We start from the raw sequence: 22,148 nt of genomic DNA on the forward strand, positions 1-22,148 counted from the left end.
AATCCTATCGAGAAGAAGTGGGCACAAGCTAAATTTCTACGCCAAGGATGGATGGAAAATAATCTGCCTAAACTATTTCATGATATGGGCTGTATCGATTTTATATTAAACTTACTATATCAGGAAGCATCTAAAATTAGAGGAGAAGATTTTAAAAAATTGGTAAGAGAAGGTAGAGGCGAGACTGGTGGTAAAACATATATATTTGAACGAATGTTTGCTTTAAGGAATAAGTGTGGATATAGCTTTAAGAGGGATACAAACGAAATAACAATAAACAATGCAGCTGTATTTAGATCATAGATCAATACAATTGTCGACTACTTAATTAAAAATCCAAAAACGTCTTCTAGAACCATAGAAAGCATGAGTATTGAAAATTTTTTAACAGATTTGGAAACTTGTGGGTTTGCACCAAACGCTACGAATACCAATGCTACGAATACCAATGCCACTAGTGCAAACTTGAGGTATAGTGTAAAAAATAGGCCTACACTTAAAAGAAAGAAGATTCCACCAGCTTTGAAGAAGCTAATTGATGAATGTTATAACTTGAAAGAAAATGATTCTGCGAATGCAAAAATTGCATTAACACGTATATCTTTTGAATGTACTTTAAAGTTTGTAGTAGAAAATACTAAGAACTCAAATGGTCAGTTTATGAAGGATTCGAGCTACTTTGATCCTGCCTTTAGAAAGGGGAGATTTACTAATTTCGAAGAGTTGAAAAAAAGATTTACTAGTCTCGTGATAGACACAGGTATCAAGACAGCTTTAAACGATTTTGATCTTCAACGTTCACATCAAATAATACATAATTATCATGTGGGCGCAATTCCAAATGATGCAAAGACTTTGTGTGATAACCTAGTAGTCTTAATCGATTTTATGCTAGAAGACGAATCAGTTCTGATAACCTCACTTGATATGAGTAAGTTATAAAATGTATTATTCTCCCTTAAGATATCCTGGAGGTAAGGCAAGGCTATCTGCTTTTATCGCTAAAGTTTGTATGGATAATGAAATTACAGGTCATTATGTAGAGCCTTATTCTGGAGGAGCAGCAGTAGCTCTTTTCCTACTTATGGAAGGTTATGTTGAAAAAATAACGATAAATGATAAAGATCGTTCAATTTATGCTTTTTGGCATTCAGTATTGTATAGAACAGATGAGCTTTGCAATTTAATTGAGAACGCTAAGCTTGATGTAGATGAATGGAGAAGGCAAAGAGAAGTTCAAAATAATAAAGCCGATTCAGATTTGTTAGATCTAGGGTTCTCCACTTTTTACCAGAATAGAACTAATCGTTCAGGGATTATTCAAGGTGGATTGATGGGAGGTATCGATCAACAAGGTAAGTATCCTATGGATTGTAGGTTTAACAAAGCCGACTTAATTAAACGTATAAAAAATATAGCTCAACACAGAGAAAATATAAACTTGTACGGGCAAGACGCTGTAGATTTAATTGACAAGATTGAGTTAGAGTCTGCCAATGATAACGTTATATTCTATTTCGATCCTCCGTATTATAATAAAGCTAGTACTTTGTATATGAACCATTATAAAGATGATAATCATAAGACAGTAAGGGATAAAATTAAATCGATAGATAAGATAAAGTGGATTGTATCTTATGATAATGTCCCTGAAATACAGCAATTGTACTCTTCTTTTGAAAGGAAAGAATTTTCATTTAAACATACAGCCCATACAACCAAAGTTGGCAAAGAAGTCATTTTCTTTAGTGATAACTTAATTCAGCCAAGTATCAAAGAGTATGAACCTTCTAAATTTAAAAAATCTAAAAAGAATAAAGAAATATTGTATAAGCTGGATTAGAGTTTAACAAAAAAGCAGCCTCCCAGACGAGCGCTGCTTTTTTTTATATTAAACCTAAAATCTATCCCTTCACATTCACCACATAACGCCCAACCACTTTACTCGACATAAAGCGATCTAAGTATTCCGGCGTTTGCTCAAGCGTAATCTCTTCGCCATAGCTCTCTAGATTAGGCAGTTTCATATCGGTGGCGACACGCTGCCAAATGGCTTCTTTATCAGCCAGTGGAATATACACCGAATCGATACCCAATAATGACACCGCGCGGGTGATAAAAGGTATCACTGACATCGAAAACTCAGCGCCGCTGGCTAAACCACAACTGGTCACTGCACCGCCAGATTTGGTTTGCTTTAGCAGGTTTGGTAAGTAGTCGCCGCCAATGGTATCAATAGCATTTGCCCACAGCTCACGACCGATAGGCTTGTTACCGATTTCATTGATGGTATCGCGATGACGCACTTCGCTCGCACCTAGTTCTTTTAGGTGCTCGCTTTGCTCTGGCTTACCTGAGAAGGCAATCACCTCATAACCCAGCTGACTCAAAATAGCGATGCTGATCGTACCGACGCCGCCTGTTGCACCAGTTACCGCGACTGGACCATCACTGGGTTTTGCACCCATTTTTTCTAGTTTTTGGATACTGAGTGCTGCGGTTAAGCCGCCCGTACCGTAAGTCATTGCTTCTTTTAACGTCAGCGTTTCTGGGCAGGGCAATGCCCAATCGGCAGGGATAGAGATCATCTGACCCAGACCGCCATCCGTATCCATGCCCAAATCATAGCCAAATACCAATACTTCTTGCCCTGCGGTAAACGTGCCAGATTTGTCGCTGACAACGACGCCTGCTGCATCAATACCGGGAGTATGCGGATATTGTTTGGTGATTCTTTTATTGCCCGATGCCGACATCGCATCTTTGAAATTTAACGAGGAATAATGCACTTCTATCAACAAGTCATTTTCTGGCAAGTCACTGACGTTGCGTTCTTGAATACTTTTGCTAAAGGTGCCGTCGGTATTTTCTTCGACGACTAAGGCTCTAAAGGTTTTATTATTAGACATCATATTATTCCTATTGAGGTTATTTGGTGTGTGTTTTTACTTGCACGTACATCATTTGCAACTACATCGATGTATGTAAGACCGTCATTTATGCTTTTAACAACACCTTACCATTCTTACTTGCCTGCAATTTACCATCGACGGCCTTGACGATATCTGCCAAATCAAATGTTGCTTCAACGGGCAGTTTTAAATTGCCATCGTTAGCACGTTCGATCAGCTCATCAATCAAACGCTGTTTGTTTTCAACGCTCATTTCTTGACTGATTTTGCTGCCCCAAAAGCCTTTAATCGTCGCTTGTTTAAAAATAATATGGGTTGGATCTAGTATCATTGGTTTGCCTGACATGATGCCAAACGATGCCAATGTGCCACCATGACCCAGTAACGCCAGCAGATCATTACTTGAGTCACCACCGATAGAATCAACCGCGGCACTGATTTTCTCATCACCAAGGATGGCTTTTACTTGATCGGTCCAGTCGTCATCTGAGGTGTTGATATTATGCTTGATACCCAGTGCGTCTAATTCCTTGATAGCATCGTCACTTCTCACGACATTAATGGTGTTAATACCACGCGCGGCGGCTAGCATGGCGAGCGATTTGCCGACCGCGCCATTGGCAGCATTATGGATCACCCACTGACCACTTTTTAGTGCTAAAAACTCAATCAGCATCAGCGCGCTGAGTGGCATCGCAATGAGCTGCGCCGCCATTTCGTCCTCTAAGCTATCAGGCATGACGAATACCATGTCTTTTGAGGCGACAAAATACTCTGCCCATGTCGCTTGCACGCTCGCCGCTGCCACGCGCTGACCCACTTTTAAGTCTTTGACATCCTGACCGACGGCATCGATAATGCCGACCGCTTCGCTACCACCAACCGCTGGCAGCTCAGGTTTAAAGCCATATTGACCGCGAATGGTTAATAAGTCATGGTTGTGGATAGAGGCGAGTACCATTTTGACTCGGACTTCATTGGCTTTTGGTTCAGGAATAGGCGTGTCACCTAAACTGAGGACGTCAGATGGTTTACCGAAGGTACTATAAGTTGCGCTACGCATAATCATTGCCTTTATTTATTTTTAGGTGGTGAGCAACAGTAACAAGTTTGTCTCCGTACCCTCAATGTTACTTTAGTTAAGGAATGTTATGCGTTGCACGTATCGCGTATAGTAAAGTATAAGTAGTAATGCATGATAAGTCACAGCGTGAACGTCTACTGAGAGGCTTTATCCTTTTCACTTATGTCGCCGACGATGACTGTAAAATCACCGTCTACCATCTCTGTGAGTAATGGCTCGCCTTTGTCATTGACGCGAAACAGACCATATTCAGCCGCTTCAAACGCCTCAGCATGACCTTCTTGAAAGAAGAACGCATTGGTCGCCAATTGCACACTGCCGTTACGGATGCGGTAATAAATGGGCAGCTCACTTTTAGTTAAATTTTCACGACTATTACTATCTGCTAAGCGGACAAAATGCCCCACATTATTGTCATCGATTTTCACAATGACATAACCGTCGCTTGGCTCATAAATACGAAAATCTGTATCAAGCTCGTCTAATTCTACATCTAGTTCTGAGCCTAATTCGTCTTGTGTTGAATGAGGGTGCTTTGGTCGCATGGCATCAAAAATATCGCGCTCCAGTGCATAGCTTAACGCCATATAATCGCCTTGCATAAAACCGCGTGGATCGATAGGTGCCAGCGCTAATAATACCGTTTTGCCAGTGGTGAGATGGGTTTCGTATTTGATGATGTTCATCGTCATTACAATCAATATCAAGGCTAACCCCAGTAGGGCAATCGTAATCGTAACGGCTCGTTTTTTTAGCCAATGCGTGGATGGTGACGTGTCATCAATCAAGCGCTTAGTTAAAATTTTATTTTTCATGAGTGGCGCTCCTGACGATCGTTGGCGCTCATTGTCAAATCAGTATCGTCGATAAGGCAGTGAGCGAAATAGCGTTTAATCAATAGCCAACGCCCCATCAGCATGGTCAGTCCGACGATTAGCATTGAGAGAGATTTGATTAGCAACGAAGTATCGAGCTGATAGTAATACCAAAATACATAGCTGACCAAGGCGGTGACGCCCAAACCTAACAGCACCCGTTGGCTATTGGCGATCGCAATGACAATGATAAGGCTGGTCGCTAGCAGTCCTGAGACGTAAATGGATATTATCCCAAGCAATACAATCGCACCACCAATGAAGAGTCCCGCTGCCGATAGTAATTTAACGTCGTAACGTTTTAGAATCAGATAAGCGGCATAAAGGCTGGCAAGTGTAAGCAACCCTTGCGCCAAATAGTAATTGTAGCGAAAAGTGTCGCCATAATAAGAAGCAAGACTATGACTATGTTCAGCGGCGATAAAGTACACAGAAACGCACAACAGTATCAGCGCGCTGGCGTAACCAATGGCTTTAATAATATCGAAAACATCCGCGCGCCATTTACTAGGTATACGCTGCAATAGAGAATAACGTGATAAGTTGCTGCCAGTCGTAATCAGCGCCAATAATCCCAAGCTAACCTCAAGTAGATGATAATAGTTAAGCAGATAAACCGTCAAACCTAGCGTCATTATGCTGCCCAATAGGCGATAGATACGGTTGGGCATAATGACCGTCATAACGGCTTGCACGATTAAAAAAAGCCAAACATCTATAGGATGTGACAAATTATTATCAAATAAAGCAAAGGCAATGTAGGCTTGCCCAGCCGAGCTAATAGCCAATGCTAGGCTACTGATAAAGATATTATCACGGCTTTGCTTGTTTCTAAACAGCACAAAACCTGCCGCGCTGAGTACTAGACCTGTAATTAACAAGGCAATCACGCTGTCAAAGCCATCGATGCCGAACAATAACAAAGACAGAAAGGCGATTAGAAACAGACTCGCTACAATACCGCTAAGACCAAAAAGTATTTGTATAAACCAAGGAATATCGTTTTGAGAGTGATTATTCGCTATCGTTGCCTTAGCGCTGGTCTCACCAGTACGGGCATCAATCATATTTCCATCAATCAATCCAAGCTGTTGCAGCTGTAAAAGGACATTGTCTGAGTATTGATTATTCATATCATTACTCATAATTGCCTCCTTTGACGACAGCACTTGGGAGATTGTTTTCGCTGTTTAAACGTGCCGCATGACGCAGCCAAACAACCGCTGCTGAACTCATGCCAATCAATAATAGGGCTAAGATGAGAAAACCACCCATATCAAAATTGTCTAAAAACAACTTACCCGCCCAAAACATCACCACGACAATGACAGAGCCACATAAATAGGTCAGCATTAATAGATTGATGCGATACCAATAAAATCGCCAAACCATAAATCCGCACCAGCTCATCCATAGCAGCAAAGCGATCAGCGTCATTAAAATATTGGCGTCATCAAAGACATAAAGAATGGCAAGGTAGGTAATAAAATGGCTGCTGAGTAAACCGACGACATAAGCGCTCCAATCCAGCTCGGACTTAAATCGGCTGAGTGTGACTGATGGTGGTTGACGGTCGATAAACACGAGCCACAAGTTTAGCGCCACAAAATTAACAGCGGCAAGCACGCCTATTTGTAAGACACCTTCATAGAAGTAACTGACAAAGGTAAAGTCCATAACGCCGAAATATAAGATGAGACCAGTATTGACGAGCCCAAGCCATAATAACCATAGCGCAGGGAAGCGGGCGATGATTACCCAAGGAATAATCAATATTGCCCAACCGAAAAACAGCTGCCACGTATCAGCACCCGTTTGATAAACCTGCCCGAATAGCGCCAATAAGCTACCCGTAATCACGCTGGCAATTAACAATAGCATCTGCCGAATAAGCTGAAACCGTCGCCTAAAAGACAGTGCAACGTACAAGGCAATAGTGACAACCAATGCCCCTTCGACCAAAGCGAACTTGCCCATTTTGCCCATATTTACCCAGTTATAGGCAATAAAAAATACCAGCGATAATACCAGCGCTATCGCCCCGATAATCAGCATGGCTTTATCAAAAAAGACCAGCCATGAGCGTTTGCTAGGATAGACTTGCAAATGAATCGCTGCATCGTTGGCATGCGTCAATGGCAGTATGCCTTGCTTGAGTAAATGCTCGATAGTACGCCGTGGTTGGCTCATAGCGTCCTCTAAATAAAAAAATGATGTTGCTTATCTTAGCTTTTTTGTGAGAGGCAGATGTACTAAAGTTTATAGTTTTTTACTCAATAAAACTCAATAAAACTCAATAAAGCTCAATACGACTGAGCAAATGCTTTTGGATGAGATAGGCGCAAATATAAGCGCTCGGCCACGCGACTATACAATCAAAATTTCATCAAGAGATCAGCATTATCAGCTTTATAAAAAGGAATTAATAGTGATATTGGTAGGTATTTATTCTAAATTTAGTGATTTTTATCATGGTCTTACTCAGCTATTACAAAAATAAGTAATTGCAAAAATCAAAAAAATGTACGATTTTGAATAGCGAATAAATCTGGTTTTGAGTGTCGAAAACACCACACTATTATTCATCAGCATCGGCTTAAAGATTCTAGTGAATGATTAGTTATTAATAATAGTCTTATAAATAAAATTCATCATATCTACTAGGGTTTTATTGCTTGATAGCATTGATTTCATTCACTTGACAGTGATAATTAGTGATTTAGAAACTGAGATTTGTAGTAATAAGACAGGTTTCGAATGAGCGGTAGTATATTGCTGATGAAAGGTAATAAGTAGCTATAAAAATTACTAAAATAATAGTAGTCTCATCTGATTTTTGGTCGTTGAAACTGCTTTGACTGCAAGCTTATTTTGCTTGTTAGTATCGGGGAGGAATTAAAACTTATTGACATTTGTATCGTTTTTAATTACTAATAGTTGTCTACAATATGACCAATAGTTAGTCAAAGTATTGTTAATAAACATAGTCAATATACGGATATATTAACTCGAATCACTACTATTTAGTTGATCTGCCCAGCCACTGACCAGCAAGGATAGCTATTATATGATGCGCACTCCTAATCACCTTTTGTCCTCTATATTTTTGCCTACCTCTCTTGCGCTCGCCATGTCTATGACTGGCTGTAGTAGCGATAAGTCTGGCACTGACAGCCAAGCAGCTGCCGTTGATCCTAATGTACTGGCTGATACTCAAGCGCTCGTCGTCAATAATGGCACTGAACCTGAATCACTTGATCCACACAAAGTATCGGGTGTACCAGAATCTACCCTTGGCCGCCAGATGTTAGAAGGTTTAACCAATACGGATGCCGAAGGTAAGACCATTCCAGCAATGGCAACCAGTTGGGAAAGCGAAGACAATAAAGTATGGACCTTTAAGCTGCGCGATGCTAAATGGTCAAATGATGATCCAGTAACGGCAGAGGATTTTGTCTACAGTATGCGCCGCTTGGTCGATCCAAATACTGCGTCGCCGTATTCAAGCTATTTGGTCGATGCCAAAGTAGTCGGCGCTGATCAAATCGTTGATGGTAAGGCTGGCATTGAAACCCTTGGCGTAAAGGCTATCGATGATAAAACTTTGCAAATTACGTTATCAGAGCCAGTGCCTTATTTCCCAGATATGTTGATTCATAATTCAGTCAAGCCCGTTCATAAAAAGACCGTTGAAGCCTTTGGTGATAAGTGGACAGCTCCTGAGAACATCGTGGTTAACGGTCCTTACAAGCCTACCCAGTGGCAAATTAACGACAAAATCGTTTTAACGCGCAACGCTTCTTATTATGACGATGCCAATACGACTATCGATACCGTCACTTTCCTGCCGATTCCTTCTAGTACGACTGACGTCGCACGCTATCAGGCGGGTGAAATCGATGTGACCTACAATGAGATTCCAACTGAGCAGTTCGCTTCGCTTAAAGAGCAAGTGGGCGATCAGCTAACCGTATCTCCTTATCTTTGTACTTATTATTACGAGTTTAATACGGTCAAGCCACCGTTCAACGATCCCAACGTACGCCGCGCTTTAGCCTTAGCTTTGGACCGCGATACCATTGCGGATAAAGTTATCGGTCAAGGACAGACGGCCGCTTATCAGTTGACACCCCCTGCCACCAATGGCGATATTGCAAATAGTCCAGAATGGTCGACTTGGGATCAAGAAAAGCGGGTTACTGAGGCCAAAAAACTGCTCACTGAAGCAGGCTACAGCGATAGCAATCCGCTGACTTTTGAGCTGCTATACAACACCAATGACAATCATAAAAAGACTGCGGTCGCGGCTACTTCACTATGGAAGCAAGCGCTCGGCTTCGTCGATGTGACTTTGACCAATAAAGAATGGAAAACCTATTTGGATACTCGCCGTAATGGTAATTATCAAATTGCGCGTGCTGGCTGGTGTGGTGATTATAACGAAGCGTCAGCTTTCTTAAATATTGCCAAATCTGACAATAGTGGCAACTACGGTAAATACAATAACGCTAACTTTGACAGTTTAATGGCGCAAACGCTGAAAGCTGGCGTTAGCCCTGAGCAGCGTGCCAATCTATACAAGCAAGCTGAAGCTCAGCTCGATCAAGATATGGGTTTACTTAACATTTATCATTACGTCAGCCCGCGTCTAGTAAAACCTTATGTCATTGGGTTTCCAACTAAAGATATATTAGACAATTGGCAGGTAAAAAATCTCTCAATTGCTAAGCACTAATCGTTTGACTGATCGCTGAATAATTCTATTGATTAAATGTCTGAGAGCGGTAAAAGCAGCTGGTTTCATTTATCGCTCTTATCAAATAACGCTGATAGCGTCATTAGTTTCATTTTTCACAGCCACTCTTATTAGGCGTGTTAGATGAAACTTTTGTTATTTATAAACGACGATTATCAATATTTTATTTAAAACCAAGTCATTGAATATTGCTAGTTGAAAGATAACTGGGCGTTAGGTTTGTGCTAGTTATCTCATTTTAATTTAGCTGAAAAATAAGCATCATTATAAAAGAGGCATTATGCTAAAACTGATTTTTCGGCGTATCTTAGAGGCCATTCCGACCTTATTTGTATTGATCACGGTCTCCTTTTTTATGATGCGTTTGGCGCCAGGCAGTCCGTTTACGGGTGAGCGTAGCTTGCCACCTGCGGTACTGGCCAATATCGAGGCCAAATACAATCTCAACGATCCTATGTGGCTACAGTATGTTAATTATCTAAAGCAGCTAGCGGTAGGCGACTTTGGACCGTCTTTTAAGTATAAAGATTATACGGTTAACGAGTTGTTGTCGCAGTCGTTTCCTGTCTCTATGGAGTTGGGTTTATACGCTTTTATATTGGCATTGGTCTTAGGACTTATCTTCGGTGTGATCGCAGCCCTTAAGCAAAACTCATGGATAGACTACGTACTGATGGCCTTTGCTATGACAGGCGTTGTGATTCCAAGCTTCGTTAAAGCGCCATTATTAGTGCTGGTTTTTGCCATTATTTTGCAATGGCTACCAGCTGGTGGCTGGAATGACGGGGCACTCAAAAACCTTGTATTACCAGTCGCCGCCTTAGCGCTCGCTTATGTTGCGAGTATTGCTCGTATCATGCGCGGCTCGATGATTGAGGTGATGAATAGCCAGTATATCCGAACGGCTAAGGCGAAAGGTTTGCCGATGCACCAAATAGTGATGAGGCATGCGCTGAGACCCGCACTACTACCCGTTATCTCTTATTTGGGCCCAGCCTTTGTCGGTATTATTACAGGCTCTATTGTGATTGAGACTATCTTTGGTTTACCTGGTATCGGACAGTTATTCATTAACGGCGCACTCAATCGTGATTATGGGGTAGTGCTTAGTTTGACCATTTTAGTCGGGGTATTGACCATTGCCTTTAATGCTATCGTCGATATTTTATACGCGGTAATTGATCCAAAGATTCAGTATTAAGGCGACCATTTAAGCGCATTATCATTCCAATACGGTTTGATAGGTATCATTCATTATTATTATGCTAAATAGATTATTAAAAGGACGACTATGAGCCTTACCGCAGACCAGACAACTGACCTAGCAGAAATAGGGGCTCAGGAAATCAAAGGCCGCAGCCTTTTGCAAGATGCTAAGCGCCGTTTTTATCGCAACAAGGCCGCCGTAGCCAGTCTTTTTATCTTGCTACTCGTGGCTGCCTTTGTCATCTTTGTACCGATGTTAGCACCTTTTGGCTATGCCGAAACCGACTGGAATTTTATGCAGTCCGCGCCAGCCATCGATAATAAGCACTACTTCGGTACTGATTCACTCGGTCGTGATTTGTTAGTGCGAACCGCAGTAGGTGGTCGTATCTCCTTGATGGTAGGCGTCGCCGGCGCTACGGTTGCAGTGATTTTCGGTACGATATACGGTGCAACGTCAGGCTATCTTGGTGGCAAAGTCGATACCGTTATGATGCGTGTATTAGAGATTTTAAGCGCCTTCCCCTTTATGTTTTTTGTGATTTTATTAGTCACTATCTTTGGTCGTAACCTTATCTTAATCTTTGTGGCGATTGGACTGGTATCGTGGCTGGATGTTGCGCGTATCGTTCGCGGGCAAACACTAAGCCTTAAGAGTAAAGAGTTTATTGAAGCTGCGCACGTAGGCGGCGTATCAGGCTTTAATATTATCTTACGCCACATCGTGCCCAATGTACTCGGGGTAGTGGTGGTTTATGCCTCTTTATTAGTGCCAACGATGATTTTGTTTGAGTCATTTTTAAGCTTTTTGGGACTTGGTGTTCAAGAGCCGATGACCAGTTGGGGAGCGCTGTTGCAAGAAGGCTCAAAAACCATGCAGGTAGCACCTTGGCAGATTTTGATTCCTTCAGCTTTTTTGGTCATTACTTTATTTTGCTTTAACTTTATTGGCGACGGTCTGCGTGATGCGTTTGACCCTAAAGACCGCTAAGAGGGTGACATCATGAAAAACCAAAGCATGAAGGATAAAAGCATGAAGGATAAAAGCATGGAGGGTAAAAGCATGGAGGGTAAAAGTATGGAAGATAAAAACATAGCAACTCAAAAGATTCATAACGCCGCCAACGCGCCTAGTGCTCCTGAGAAAATAGAGTCTAATACTAATACCTTTAATATAGGTACTGATTCAGCGCTCGATAAGCCACCTAACGCAGAAAACACCTTGTTAGCAGTCAAAGATTTATCGGTACAGTTCACGACCGAAGAGGGTCTAGTAACGGCGGTTAATGGCTTAAATTTTAACCTACATGAAGGCGAAACCTTAGGTATCGTTGGTGAGTCTGGTTCAGGTAAGTCGCAGACAGCGTTTGCTATTATGGGGTTATTGGCAAATAACGGTTATGCCAAAGGTTCGGTACGCTTTGAGGGTAATGAGCTACTAGGATTGTCACAAAAAGCACTAAATAAGATTCGTGCCGAGCAGATCGCGATGATCTTCCAAGATCCGATGACCTCATTAAATCCTTATATGAAGATAGGCGACCAGCTCGCTGAAGTATTGATTTTACATAAAGGCATGAGTAAAAAAGACGCTTGGGCCGAATCCATACGAATGCTAGACGCAGTTAAGATTCCAGAAGCTAAAAACCGTATTGGCATGTATCCGCATGAGTTCTCAGGTGGTATGCGTCAGCGGGTTATGATTGCGATGGCATTATTATGTCGCCCTAAGCTGTTGATTGCTGATGAGCCAACCACCGCGCTCGACGTTACTGTTCAGGCGCAGATTATGGTTCTATTAAACGAGCTAAAACGTGACTTTGGCACCACCATTATTATGATTACCCATGATTTGGGAGTTGTAGCGGGTATTTGTGATCGAGTGCTGGTGATGTATGCTGGGCGTACTATGGCGTATGGAGAAACTGAAGAGATTTTTTATGCCCCAAGTCATCCATATACTATCGGGCTACTAAAAGCGATTCCTCGTTTAAATAACGATATGGGCAAGCTTGAAACCATTCCAGGTAGTCCACCAAATTTATTAGATTTGCCTGCAGGCTGCCCTTTTTATGAGCGCTGTTCTCATGCGATGGAAATCTGCCTTGATACACCGCCACCGTTGGAATTTTTACCGAACGAGCGTCAACGCGCTTGTCATTGGCACCCTGAAACACCCGTTGATCACTCACTATATAGCTCAGCAGATATCGATGCCAATAATCAATCAGGGATGGAGGGCTAGCTCATGATGATACAGAATTTAGATAGCGCCAAAAGCAATAATCCAGCACCGTTATTGCAAGTAAAGGACATTCATACCACTTTTAATATCAAACAAAAAGGCACTTACTTTTGGCAGAAGCCTGTCACTCTAAAAGCAGTTAATGGGGTATCGTTTGAGCTATTCGCTGGTGAGACTTTAGGGGTGGTGGGCGAATCAGGCTGCGGTAAATCAACACTCGCTCGTACTATCATCGGATTGATACAAGCTGACTCTGGCAGTATCAAGTTTTGTGATGAAGAGATGGTGGGTGCGTCCAAAAAGACCATGAGATTAAAGCGAAAAGACATTCAAATGATCTTCCAAGATCCGCTGGCATCACTTAACCCGCGCATGACGGTAGGGGATATTATCGCCGAGCCTCTTCGCACTTATTATCCTGAAATGAAGAAGCCTGAGGTGCAAAACGAGGTACGCGCCATCATGAAAAAGGTGGGGCTACTGTCCAATCAAATTAACCGATATCCGCATGAGTTTTCAGGTGGTCAGTGCCAGCGAATAGGCATTGCTCGAGCACTGATATTAAAGCCCAAAATTATTATCTGTGATGAGCCAGTCTCCGCCCTTGATGTCTCGATTCAGGCGCAGGTCATTAATTTATTGCAAGATGTGCAAGAAGAGATGGGATTAGCGCTTATCTTCATTGCCCATGATCTTTCTGTGATTAAGCACATTGCTGATCGAGTCTTGGTCATGTATTTAGGCAACGCCGCCGAACTGGGTTTGAACAAAGCCGTATACGGCAATCCGACTCATCCCTATACCAAAGCACTGATGTCTGCTGTACCGCTACCTGATCCTATTGCTGAGCGTAACAAGGTCATTCAGTTATTAGAGGGTGATTTACCCAGTCCGATCAATCCGCCGTCAGGTTGCGTTTTTCGCACCCGTTGTCCACTAGCTGATGAAGAATGCGCACAGATTAAACCCGTGTTAGAAGGCACCATAAATCACCGAGTGGCTTGTTTAAAAAATAAGGTCGAGGTGGCTTAAAAGTGGTTTTTGGTTCATGGATATTGACTGTATTAAAAGCAGGCGGACTTATTGAAATGCTCTTAATACAATCTAATACTTTTACTCATTGGTTTTAAACGTCAGCAGTTAGCATCAATCAATCAGTTTCACCGATATCAAGAGCCATTTCATTAAGTAATGTTGTTAGCTGACCACGATGATGGGCTTGGGGGTTGATTTATTACGGGAGTAATTAGGAAGATCATTAAAGCCTCTTATCCAGATCCAGTCACTTATCATAAGATGACTCAACGTGCCTAATATCCAATCAAAAAATACCCTTTTATCTTCGCATAAAATACCTTCAGCAAGGCTGTGTATACGACCACGGATTTCTTAATTCATAGCGGCATGATGATTTACCATCAACTCACAGCAATGCTTCATCATGGCATTCTCATACTTTGACTTCTAGCTGGTTCAATAAAACTCAATACGACTGAGCAAATGCTCTTGGATGAGATAGGCGCAAATATAAGCGCTCGGCCACGCGACTATAAAGGCATATTTCCATGAGTGAAACAGCGTGATAAAGAACCCATCGACGAATCCTACATTGATCAGTAGTAATGCAGTTGAGATAATCGTGGACATCAGCAGTGCCATTAAAAAGGTAAAAATAAGCCGGTAGTACTTGCGCCGTGTGCGTATTCTGATGGTAGGGAATTTTGCCATAGTGTGGAGGTGTCCTACATGGTGATGGTGGCGTTTGATGAACGATGAACGATGAACGATGTTGCGTAGCGTCATGAGTCGTCATTACCAACCATGATATCGTATGTTGATAAGTGGATAAAATCGTTATTATCAATGGTGACATTCGTTATATTTTAATGACTGTTGTCTCATGCATTAAAATAAAAATTCCTGAAAAATAACAAACTAAAGATGATTAATTTTGCTACGATAAAATCGATTACAACCCACAAATAAGGCAATAAAATGACCGTGCACAAGCAGCGAACATTGGGCATCATCGGTGGTATGAGTTGGGAGAGTAGCGAAAGCTATTATCGGCTGATAAATGAGGGTGTCAAGGATAAGCTGGGTGGATTACATTCAGCAGATTTATTCATACATAGCGTGGACTTTGCGTTGATTAATAAGCACCAAGAGCAAGATGAATGGGCAGCGCTGGGTGTAATCATGGCTAGCAGTGCGCAGCGTTTGCAAGCCGCTGGCGTACAAGGACTCATGATTGCCTCTAATACAATGCATAAATTACTCGATGATGTGCAAGCCGTGACGCATTTACCCGTTATACATATCGCTGATACCACTATTGCCGCCATCAAAAAACAGAATCTGTCTAAAATTGTTTTACTGGGCACTGAGTTTACGATGACGGAAGATTTTTATAGGCAGCGTTTGGTGGATGCAGGGCTTCAAGTATTGATACCAGAGAGTGATGCACGAGCAGAGGTACATCGAATTATCAAAAAAGAGCTGTGCGTCGGTCAATTTAAAGACAGCTCGCGCCAGTATTATCAGCAGGTGATTAAAGATTTAGCGAATCAAGGCGCAGAGGGCGTCATCTTAGGCTGTACAGAAATTGGACTGCTCATTAAGCAAGCAGACAGCCCAATTCCGGTATTTGATACCACGGTGATTCATGCAGCGGCAGCGGTGGATTTTTTATTAGAGTAGCGCGGACTGATAAAAGCATTTAAGCCTATAACGTTTTGACCAAGCGCTCTAGTAACTCAATCGTGCGCTCTTGTCTGACCAAAGCGACGCCTTGTCCTGCCCATAAAGACTGATACTCCGGGTCAAGATTATTGGTCGCATGACCACGCAAAAATTTGGTCATCGCATTTAATTGTGGATAGGGCGGTAGCTCATGCGCGCTTTCAAATTGAGCAAAATCACGCAAATAATTATTTAATAAACCACGAGCCTGCTTACCTGAAAACAGTCTCGTTAAGCGTGTCTCAGTGCTGCGCTTATCTTCACTAGCGTCGAGTAATGCTTGCTTATAAATGTCATTAATGCCGCATTTATCTGTGGTCAAAAAAGCCGTTCCGATTTGCGCCAGCTCAGCGCCAGCCGTTTGCACCGCTTTGATATCTTGCCCAGTCATGATGCCACCTGCTGCAATTAATGGAATGTCGGTACACGCGCGCGTTTGACTAATTAGCGTCAATAATCCCAATGGATCGGTTTCACTTTGCGTGAGCCAGCCACCGCGATGCCCACCCGCTTCGACCCCTTGTACACATACCGCATCAGCACCAATATCGCTCCATGCTTTTGCTTCTAATGGATGATTTGCCGTCCCGATGACGCGCGTGCCTAGACCTTGCAGATGCTGAACTTGCTCGGCGCTAATAATACCAAAAGTAAAGCTAGCGACAGGAACAGGATTGTCATAGAGCACTTGTAGCTGATCGGCAAAACTTAGCGCTGGGCGTTCAGGTAGGGCACATTCGATATTGTTTTCTTGATAGTAATGACTTAGCCAAGCAGGGATTTCGGTATCAAAGGTGCTCGACTCATGCTCAGAGAGCACCATTAAATTAATCATAAAAGGGCGATCGGTGAGCGATTTAATGGTGTCAATATGGCTATGCAAAACCTCTGGCGGCGTCATGCCCGATCCCAATGAACCCAATCCACCAAAGTTACTCACTGTCGCTGCCAGCTCAGGAGTGGTTGCGCCTGCCATCGGCGCTTGCACGATAGGATGGGTTAAATTAAGGGTATTCAGTAAGGTCATGACTGGCGTCCTTTTGGTTTTGTTAGGTTTTTTATCTCACTTACTTTAACAGAGGTAAGCAATGAGTATGTTGGATAGTGTTTATTTAGTTGCTGAATATGGGGATGGATTTTGACTACGATTTTGTAGTTAAGATAGTTGACTATAAAACTGTAGTTAAAGCTTGTTAATACATATATTTGATATTATTAAATATCTAACCAAAGAAAGTTGAAATAAATAATGAATAAAATATCTCAAATTACTCGACGTGATATATTTGATATCTTAAAAATAGAGGAGATTTGGTGGGCAGGAAAGCTAGATGAAACGGAATTTTTATCTAGACTGTACGATTTAGAAAGTATGCCTTCTAGAGACCCCAGATTTTCGGATGCAGCAGGTGATATTTGGCAACACAGAATTAATAATGATGATTGGGAAGATAATTGGATATTTAATGATGAAAGATTTAATTTATTAAAATGTAATGATGCGTCTTTTTTAAATTTTTTATGTGAAATGATACACCCAGTGGTAAGAGGATATTTACACGAAGTGGATAAGTTTCATCGTATATTCAATGATAGCCTGAGTAATGATGGGTTTGAAATTATCGAGAGAACACGTATCTCTAATAGACCAGTTTTTAGCGGTAGAATGAAGTTTACAGGCAAATCATCGATCGAGAAAAAGGGTAACGAAATTAAAATTATTTTTAACGCTGATTACGTTTCTCAACAGATTAATTTAATGGAATCGTCAATTGAAACTTCTCCTTATCAGGCTATAGGAGTAGCGAAGGAGTTGATTGAAACTGCTTGTAAATCAATATTCAAAAGTAGGCAAGAAGAATACAATAAAAACTGGGACTTGTCTAAATTGATGAGAGAAACTACTAAACTGCTTAAAATTGCGCCTGATGATATATCTAATGAAGCAAAAGCGGCGAAATCAATAAGACAGATTTTAGGTAGTTTATCCGCAGTCGTTCAAGGAATTGCAGAGGTTAGAAACGAATATGGTAGTGGTCATGGTAAAGATAGTAGTTTCAAAGGTCTACAACCTAGGTACGCTAAGTTAGCCGTTGGAGCATCATCCACTTTAGCCATATACTTATTAGAAACAAATGAAATGAGAAAGGATTATTAAAATTTAGCCGTTAAAGTCATTGTGCTTACTTAAAAGATGAAAAATAGGTCAGCTCCTAAACCATCAAAATGATGAATTAGAAAACTGACCTATTTTTATAAACTTATAGCTTAAATTTAACGATTAATTCAACTGCAAAGAACCCTTCGCATTCATCAACAGCTCAACCACATCATCACCACTGATCACTTCAAAGCGCTTATCGATGGCTGATTCTTCGACACCATTATGTTTCATGCAAGCGCCGCAGACCAATACTTGACCGCCTTTTTCGATAAAGGCTTCTAGCAATTCGCCCGCAGGTTCAAATGGCGCGCCAATATTGACCTTATCTAATGCGTTCGGTAATGCCAAATGTACCGCGTCCACCATCAATATCACTGAGGCAGAATGACCTTTTTTAAGTGCTACGCCAGCCATAGTGAATGCTAAGGTGATTTTACTTGGATTTGATTCACTATTATCAAATAATGTACCGACATAATCCGTGGTGTTAGCCATATTATTCTCCTTATAAGACTATTTTAATTAGATAGTATTTAGTTGAGCTGAGCATGATGCTCACTACTATCCTAACATTTAATATATATATTTATATAATGTATTGTTAGGAAATAGTAGTTATAAGGTTAACTGATTGTGAATAGGTGTTTGTGACTTATGAATAAACTTAAAAAATAAATGCTAACTTTGCGGTGGCCATGGGCGATCAGCATCACTGACGATCCATTCTGCGACATAGCCAGTTGGCGGTAGTTGCCAATCTGCTTGCCCCAATGAGGCTAGTACATGTGCTGTTTCTATCACCTTACCTTTTTCAGTCACGCCCGTACGCAGTAGAGCAGAGGAGCAAGGTTTGCCCTTTACCCACATCGACTGCTCGATGTATATCCAACGCTCATCAAAGCCGACGATATGCGTTTTCATAGTGACCTTATCAAAAGCGCGAATCCGCTTTCGATATTGGATGGTGCTGCCAGCGACGACCAAACCCCAACGCTGCTTGAGCAGTTGGCTACCAAGCCCGCTACGCACCGCGAAGTCAGTACGACCCATATCAAAAAGGGTAAGTACGCGACCATTATTCATCTCCAAGAAATTATCAATGTCCGTCAGACGACAGCGAAAGCTAATCTCACTCGTATCTTTAAACGTTAAGGTATTACCTTTTTTGACTTGTAGCGCGGCGTGGGCGATGGTGCTGGCATAACGGATAAAGGGATACATAGTGCAATCTCAAAAGAGTAAAGGGTAAGGTGAGTATTCTTATTTTAGGGCTTATTAGATGCTACACCGATATGATTAAAATAAGCACTGACAGTTTCAGGTATCCAGTTGATATCAAATCTGGATTTTTTATAAAGATGCGGCGATTTGTCTTTATCAGAGCGATAGCGAATAAAACCTACATGCCCGCCATGCTCAGTGTCTAAAATAGTGACACTGTTAGACACATCGTTTGGCGTGGCGGTAAAACCAAGGAAGGGGTCGTCTTTGGCGCTAATTAACAATAAAGGCTTCGTCACTTTTATTAAATAAGGCAGGGCTGATGAGGCTTGATAGTAGTGATTGTTAGAGCGGTAGCCATGACGCGGCGCGGTAAAGATATCGTCAAAATCACTGATGCGATTGACCGCTTTGATCGAGTCAATCTCCTCTTTGCTGATGTCATTGGCTAAGGCTTTTTTGATAATGGGGTTGAGCAAATAAGGGGTGTAAATTCGATGGCTCAAAAAACTGTGCATACTAAGGGCAGCGGAGGACATATCGACGGGAGCGGAGATGACCACAGCGCCTTGGCAGATTGCTTTATCACCATATTCGCCCATGTATTTCGCCAACGCGTTACCACCCAGTGACACCCCAACTGCATAAATATTGGCGTACTGTTGACTTAGGTTTTGCAGCGCGTGATGCACCTCATCGGTATCACCCGCATTATAAAAAACTCGACCATTAGCAGGAATGCCGCCACAACTGCGGAAGTGCGCCACCACAAAGTGCCAGCCCTGAGCGTGCATCTGATGCGCCAAAGCACGTGCATAATGGCTGTCGCTGCTGCCTTCCATACCGTGAAACAGGACGATTAATGGCGTTTGCTCACGTCCGCCATTTTCTACGGTTTCGATAGAATGCGCATCATAAAAGTCATAAGCAATATCACTTTCATCCAACGAGTCTTTTTCGACCACACGGCGATAAGTGGGCGCTTTAGGGGCAAAAAACTTAGGAAGGATACTTTGCAGGTGCGGATTGGTCAGCCAAAAGGGCGGTTTAAAAGGCGCTGGAGAGAAGGGTTGGCTCGGTTTTGACGTTGGCGAATTTGAGGTTGGCATAAAGGTTTCTTATTTAATGGGCGTTAAAATCATCTTTAACAATCAGTGCCTTATCATACCCATGCCAGTTATCAAAACCAATAAGATTTAGTGAATGCTCAGTGAACGCATGATTACTCATTCACTTTTTCGATTCATCTAATACGCGCCCATCCATCGCCAGACGTTCTTTTAAATGCTCGATATCTGCTTCAGCAAGCGTCACGGTCAATGTCACTTGTTTACTATAAGCAACATCATCGATACTGCCATTTAAACTGTCGACCACATAGCGGCATTGCGCTTCGGTGGCAAATTCTGCCAGTATTTGTACTTGCGCCATTGGCACATAGGGCAGCAATACCATCTCATCGACTGCTGCTTGTGCTGAACCTGCATAAGCACGGGTCAAGCCGCCAGCACCGAGCTTGATACCACCAAAATAACGCACGACGATGATAATGACGTTACCGATCGCTTTATGCTGCAACACATTTAATATCGGTCGACCTGCCGTACCATTTGGCTCGCCATCATCATCAAAACCAGCACTGGTGGTGTTATTGGGGTCACCAATGATATACGCCCAGCAGTGGTGGCGCGCATCGGCATATTGCTCGCGCAGTTGTTCCACGTGAAACATTGCCTGTTCACGCGAGGTTACAGGATAAGCGTAAGCAATAAACTCGGATTTTTTAATTTCTAAGCGCGCAGTGACAGCACGTTTTAGCGTTTGATAGCTCATATTTCATCAGGTCTAGGTTGGATATGGTAAACTTGTCTAACTTTCACTGTCGTCCACATTGGGTACAGTGTTCATTTAATTTTTTATTATAGTACCACTTCTGACCCATGAAGATAGCGGACAAGCTCAGTGCGAGTGCTGGTGTCGTTAGCTGCTACGGTAAAGTAGGTATCATCAAACGAATGGTAGGCAATATATGCGTCTAGATAAATTTTTGAGTAAAGCCACTGAGCTATCGCGTAAAGAATCCAAAAAAATTCTGCACGCTGGTGAAGTAACGGTAAATGATCAGGTCATCAAAGACCCAGGCGTCCACGTCGATGTGGTCAATGACGACGTGATTTGGGCAGGCGAGCCATTATCGGTCGCTGCGGGCAGTCGTTATATTCTATTACATAAGCCTGAGGGCTTTGAATGTACGCTGAAAGTGAAAGAACATCCTATCGTCACTGAGCTGATTGCGGTACCAGAGCTTGGTAGCTTGCGTATTGCAGGGCGTCTGGATGTTGATACGACTGGCGCATTATTGATGAGTGATGATGGTAAATGGTTGCACCGTGTCACTAGTCCTAAACACGAACATGCCAAAATTTATGAGCTGACTTTAGCAGATGCGATGGATGAAGCAGCACAAGCTAATGCTGTCAAAGAAGTCGCTGAAGGTATTCTTTTAGAAGGCGACCACGAAGAAACTAAGCCTGCTGTGCTTGAGTTCATTGATGAGACGCATGCACGTTTGACCCTTGAGCAAGGTAAATATCATCAAGTAAAACGTATGATGGGTTACTTTGGCAATCGAGTGTCTGAGCTGCATCGCGCCAGTATTGGTCATATTACTTTAGACGGCTTGGAGAAGGGCGACAGTCGTTTTTTAACGCCTGAAGAAGTCGCTAAGTTTTAGATTTTTCATTTTAAAATAAATTTACAAGCACATCTTAAAAATTAGCAGCCATTAAAACTAAAAGTGCGCTGCTTTTTTTGTGCCTACTATTTCTGCCAATCATACTTCTTATTTATTTGTTTCAGTCATCATTAATACCTGGCTGTGTTGCCCATCTCTTAAAGCTGGGTAGCAGTTTTGCAAAATTCAACCGCTAAACCTTTGTGAAA

Annotated in this window: 21 protein-coding genes and 1 pseudogene; 11 read left to right on the plus strand and 11 right to left on the minus strand. The window is 42.2% G+C overall.

Features of this window, described 5'->3' with window-relative positions; all coding sequences use genetic code 11:
• From ACP7AE_RS06030 to ACP7AE_RS06040, 3 genes and pseudogenes are all read left to right on the plus strand, one after another.
• Positions 1 to 303: pseudogene (locus tag ACP7AE_RS06030) on the plus strand (hypothetical protein); the annotation flags it as partial.
• A gap of 63 nt (positions 304 to 366) precedes the next feature.
• Positions 367 to 942 (plus strand): hypothetical protein, encoded by a 576-nt coding sequence (locus ACP7AE_RS06035; RefSeq protein ID WP_426241963.1) that lies wholly within the window; start codon positions 367 to 369, stop codon positions 940 to 942.
• Position 943: 1 nt separating this feature from the next.
• Positions 944 to 1,843: a DNA adenine methylase gene (locus ACP7AE_RS06040; protein ID WP_426241965.1), complete on the plus strand. Its 900-nt coding sequence runs from the start codon at positions 944 to 946 to the stop codon at positions 1,841 to 1,843.
• Positions 1,844 to 1,904: 61 nt separating this feature from the next.
• Here ACP7AE_RS06040 and ACP7AE_RS06045 read toward each other — a convergent pair whose 3' ends face one another.
• From ACP7AE_RS06045 to ACP7AE_RS06065, 5 genes are all read right to left on the minus strand, one after another.
• Positions 1,905 to 2,909, minus strand: coding sequence for a YhdH/YhfP family quinone oxidoreductase (locus tag ACP7AE_RS06045; RefSeq protein ID WP_201540981.1), 1,005 nt, complete (start codon positions 2,907 to 2,909; stop codon positions 1,905 to 1,907).
• An 88-nt stretch (positions 2,910 to 2,997) separates the two neighbouring features.
• A complete protein-coding gene (locus ACP7AE_RS06050) occupies positions 2,998 to 3,975 on the minus strand; it encodes a zinc-binding dehydrogenase (RefSeq protein ID WP_426241968.1) in 978 nt (325 codons plus the stop codon).
• A gap of 155 nt (positions 3,976 to 4,130) precedes the next feature.
• Positions 4,131 to 4,811 carry a GDYXXLXY domain-containing protein gene (locus ACP7AE_RS06055; protein ID WP_426241970.1) on the minus strand — a complete coding sequence of 227 codons (681 nt, stop codon included), beginning with the start codon at positions 4,809 to 4,811 and terminating at the stop codon, positions 4,131 to 4,133.
• Positions 4,808 to 6,016, minus strand: a complete 1,209-nt coding sequence (locus tag ACP7AE_RS06060; protein WP_426241972.1) for a DUF4401 domain-containing protein — start codon at positions 6,014 to 6,016, stop codon at positions 4,808 to 4,810. The genes ACP7AE_RS06055 and ACP7AE_RS06060 overlap by 4 nt, the downstream gene beginning before the upstream one ends.
• Positions 6,009 to 7,061: a DUF2157 domain-containing protein gene (locus ACP7AE_RS06065; RefSeq protein WP_426241974.1), complete on the minus strand. Its 1,053-nt coding sequence runs from the start codon at positions 7,059 to 7,061 to the stop codon at positions 6,009 to 6,011. Before ACP7AE_RS06065 ends, ACP7AE_RS06060 begins: the two co-directional genes overlap by 8 nt.
• 877 nt (positions 7,062 to 7,938) lie before the next feature.
• On the opposite strand from ACP7AE_RS06065, the gene ACP7AE_RS06070 reads away from it, so the two are divergent.
• The 5 genes from ACP7AE_RS06070 to oppF all read left to right on the plus strand — a co-directional run bounded on the left by ACP7AE_RS06070 (position 7,939) and on the right by oppF (position 14,110).
• Positions 7,939 to 9,606: an ABC transporter substrate-binding protein gene (locus ACP7AE_RS06070; RefSeq protein WP_426241976.1), complete on the plus strand. Its 1,668-nt coding sequence runs from the start codon at positions 7,939 to 7,941 to the stop codon at positions 9,604 to 9,606.
• Positions 9,607 to 9,907: 301 nt separating this feature from the next.
• On the plus strand, positions 9,908 to 10,828 hold the full coding sequence (gene oppB, locus ACP7AE_RS06075) for an oligopeptide ABC transporter permease OppB (protein ID WP_426241978.1): 921 nt from the start codon (positions 9,908 to 9,910) through the stop codon (positions 10,826 to 10,828).
• Positions 10,829 to 10,918: 90 nt separating this feature from the next.
• Positions 10,919 to 11,824 (plus strand): oligopeptide ABC transporter permease OppC, encoded by a 906-nt coding sequence (oppC, locus tag ACP7AE_RS06080; protein WP_060490135.1) that lies wholly within the window; start codon positions 10,919 to 10,921, stop codon positions 11,822 to 11,824.
• Between the two features lie 12 nt (positions 11,825 to 11,836).
• Positions 11,837 to 13,078 (plus strand): oligopeptide ABC transporter ATP-binding protein OppD, encoded by a 1,242-nt coding sequence (gene oppD, locus ACP7AE_RS06085; protein ID WP_426241980.1) that lies wholly within the window; start codon positions 11,837 to 11,839, stop codon positions 13,076 to 13,078.
• Positions 13,079 to 13,081: 3 nt separating this feature from the next.
• Positions 13,082 to 14,110 (plus strand): murein tripeptide/oligopeptide ABC transporter ATP binding protein OppF, encoded by a 1,029-nt coding sequence (gene oppF / locus ACP7AE_RS06090; RefSeq protein ID WP_087814920.1) that lies wholly within the window; start codon positions 13,082 to 13,084, stop codon positions 14,108 to 14,110.
• Positions 14,111 to 14,551: 441 nt separating this feature from the next.
• Here oppF and ACP7AE_RS06095 read toward each other — a convergent pair whose 3' ends face one another.
• Positions 14,552 to 14,806: a DUF2798 domain-containing protein gene (locus ACP7AE_RS06095; protein WP_045442930.1), complete on the minus strand. Its 255-nt coding sequence runs from the start codon at positions 14,804 to 14,806 to the stop codon at positions 14,552 to 14,554.
• A 267-nt stretch (positions 14,807 to 15,073) separates the two neighbouring features.
• Between ACP7AE_RS06095 and ACP7AE_RS06100 the strand changes: the two genes are divergently transcribed.
• Positions 15,074 to 15,778 (plus strand): aspartate/glutamate racemase family protein, encoded by a 705-nt coding sequence (locus ACP7AE_RS06100; RefSeq protein WP_201540907.1) that lies wholly within the window; start codon positions 15,074 to 15,076, stop codon positions 15,776 to 15,778.
• A gap of 25 nt (positions 15,779 to 15,803) precedes the next feature.
• Here ACP7AE_RS06100 and ACP7AE_RS06105 read toward each other — a convergent pair whose 3' ends face one another.
• Positions 15,804 to 16,847, minus strand: a complete 1,044-nt coding sequence (locus ACP7AE_RS06105) for an NAD(P)H-dependent flavin oxidoreductase (protein ID WP_426241983.1) — start codon at positions 16,845 to 16,847, stop codon at positions 15,804 to 15,806.
• Positions 16,848 to 17,069: 222 nt separating this feature from the next.
• On the opposite strand from ACP7AE_RS06105, the gene ACP7AE_RS06110 reads away from it, so the two are divergent.
• Positions 17,070 to 17,978, plus strand: coding sequence for an abortive infection family protein (locus ACP7AE_RS06110; protein ID WP_426241985.1), 909 nt, complete (start codon positions 17,070 to 17,072; stop codon positions 17,976 to 17,978).
• A gap of 123 nt (positions 17,979 to 18,101) precedes the next feature.
• Here the strand turns inward: ACP7AE_RS06110 and ACP7AE_RS06115 are convergent, their stop codons facing one another.
• The 4 genes from ACP7AE_RS06115 to ACP7AE_RS06130 all read right to left on the minus strand — a co-directional run bounded on the left by ACP7AE_RS06115 (position 18,102) and on the right by ACP7AE_RS06130 (position 21,038).
• On the minus strand, positions 18,102 to 18,479 hold the full coding sequence (locus ACP7AE_RS06115; protein ID WP_426241987.1) for a DsrE family protein: 378 nt from the start codon (positions 18,477 to 18,479) through the stop codon (positions 18,102 to 18,104).
• 183 nt (positions 18,480 to 18,662) lie between these two features.
• Positions 18,663 to 19,205 carry an acyl-CoA thioesterase gene (locus tag ACP7AE_RS06120; protein ID WP_201540903.1) on the minus strand — a complete coding sequence of 181 codons (543 nt, stop codon included), beginning with the start codon at positions 19,203 to 19,205 and terminating at the stop codon, positions 18,663 to 18,665.
• Between the two features lie 44 nt (positions 19,206 to 19,249).
• Positions 19,250 to 20,314, minus strand: coding sequence for a YheT family hydrolase (locus ACP7AE_RS06125; protein ID WP_426241989.1), 1,065 nt, complete (start codon positions 20,312 to 20,314; stop codon positions 19,250 to 19,252).
• Positions 20,315 to 20,435: 121 nt separating this feature from the next.
• Positions 20,436 to 21,038, minus strand: a complete 603-nt coding sequence (locus ACP7AE_RS06130; protein ID WP_426241991.1) for a YigZ family protein — start codon at positions 21,036 to 21,038, stop codon at positions 20,436 to 20,438.
• Between the two features lie 196 nt (positions 21,039 to 21,234).
• Here ACP7AE_RS06130 and ACP7AE_RS06135 point away from each other — a divergent pair, with 196 nt between their 5' ends.
• The gene (locus tag ACP7AE_RS06135; RefSeq protein ID WP_426241993.1) at positions 21,235 to 21,939 is read left to right on the plus strand and encodes a pseudouridine synthase; all 705 of its coding nucleotides are present in this window, start codon (positions 21,235 to 21,237) and stop codon (positions 21,937 to 21,939) included.
• Positions 21,940 to 22,148 lie beyond the last annotated feature (209 nt).

Origin of the sequence: Psychrobacter sp. TWP2-1-2, from assembly GCF_049896785.1 — a bacterium.
In the GTDB taxonomy this organism is placed as follows: Bacteria; Pseudomonadota; Gammaproteobacteria; order Pseudomonadales; family Moraxellaceae; genus Psychrobacter.

Bases quoted from the DNA above. Each gene is read 5' to 3' on its own strand.
- ACP7AE_RS06035 (WP_426241963.1), top strand. From the start codon at position 367: ATGAGTATTGAAAATTTTTTAACAGATTTGGAAACTTGTGGGTTTGCA.
- ACP7AE_RS06040 (WP_426241965.1), top strand. From the start codon at position 944: ATGTATTATTCTCCCTTAAGATATCCTGGAGGTAAGGCAAGGCTATCT.
- ACP7AE_RS06045 (WP_201540981.1), bottom strand. From the start codon at position 2,909: ATGTCTAATAATAAAACCTTTAGAGCCTTAGTCGTCGAAGAAAATACC.
- ACP7AE_RS06050 (WP_426241968.1), bottom strand. From the start codon at position 3,975: ATGCGTAGCGCAACTTATAGTACCTTCGGTAAACCATCTGACGTCCTC.
- ACP7AE_RS06055 (WP_426241970.1), bottom strand. From the start codon at position 4,811: ATGAAAAATAAAATTTTAACTAAGCGCTTGATTGATGACACGTCACCA.
- ACP7AE_RS06060 (WP_426241972.1), bottom strand. From the start codon at position 6,016: ATGAGTAATGATATGAATAATCAATACTCAGACAATGTCCTTTTACAG.
- ACP7AE_RS06065 (WP_426241974.1), bottom strand. From the start codon at position 7,061: ATGAGCCAACCACGGCGTACTATCGAGCATTTACTCAAGCAAGGCATA.
- ACP7AE_RS06070 (WP_426241976.1), top strand. From the start codon at position 7,939: ATGATGCGCACTCCTAATCACCTTTTGTCCTCTATATTTTTGCCTACC.
- oppB (WP_426241978.1), top strand. From the start codon at position 9,908: ATGCTAAAACTGATTTTTCGGCGTATCTTAGAGGCCATTCCGACCTTA.
- oppC (WP_060490135.1), top strand. From the start codon at position 10,919: ATGAGCCTTACCGCAGACCAGACAACTGACCTAGCAGAAATAGGGGCT.
- oppD (WP_426241980.1), top strand. From the start codon at position 11,837: ATGAAAAACCAAAGCATGAAGGATAAAAGCATGAAGGATAAAAGCATG.
- oppF (WP_087814920.1), top strand. From the start codon at position 13,082: ATGATGATACAGAATTTAGATAGCGCCAAAAGCAATAATCCAGCACCG.
- ACP7AE_RS06095 (WP_045442930.1), bottom strand. From the start codon at position 14,806: ATGGCAAAATTCCCTACCATCAGAATACGCACACGGCGCAAGTACTAC.
- ACP7AE_RS06100 (WP_201540907.1), top strand. From the start codon at position 15,074: ATGACCGTGCACAAGCAGCGAACATTGGGCATCATCGGTGGTATGAGT.
- ACP7AE_RS06105 (WP_426241983.1), bottom strand. From the start codon at position 16,847: ATGACCTTACTGAATACCCTTAATTTAACCCATCCTATCGTGCAAGCG.
- ACP7AE_RS06110 (WP_426241985.1), top strand. From the start codon at position 17,070: ATGAATAAAATATCTCAAATTACTCGACGTGATATATTTGATATCTTA.
- ACP7AE_RS06115 (WP_426241987.1), bottom strand. From the start codon at position 18,479: ATGGCTAACACCACGGATTATGTCGGTACATTATTTGATAATAGTGAA.
- ACP7AE_RS06120 (WP_201540903.1), bottom strand. From the start codon at position 19,205: ATGTATCCCTTTATCCGTTATGCCAGCACCATCGCCCACGCCGCGCTA.
- ACP7AE_RS06125 (WP_426241989.1), bottom strand. From the start codon at position 20,314: ATGCCAACCTCAAATTCGCCAACGTCAAAACCGAGCCAACCCTTCTCT.
- ACP7AE_RS06130 (WP_426241991.1), bottom strand. From the start codon at position 21,038: ATGAGCTATCAAACGCTAAAACGTGCTGTCACTGCGCGCTTAGAAATT.
- ACP7AE_RS06135 (WP_426241993.1), top strand. From the start codon at position 21,235: ATGCGTCTAGATAAATTTTTGAGTAAAGCCACTGAGCTATCGCGTAAA.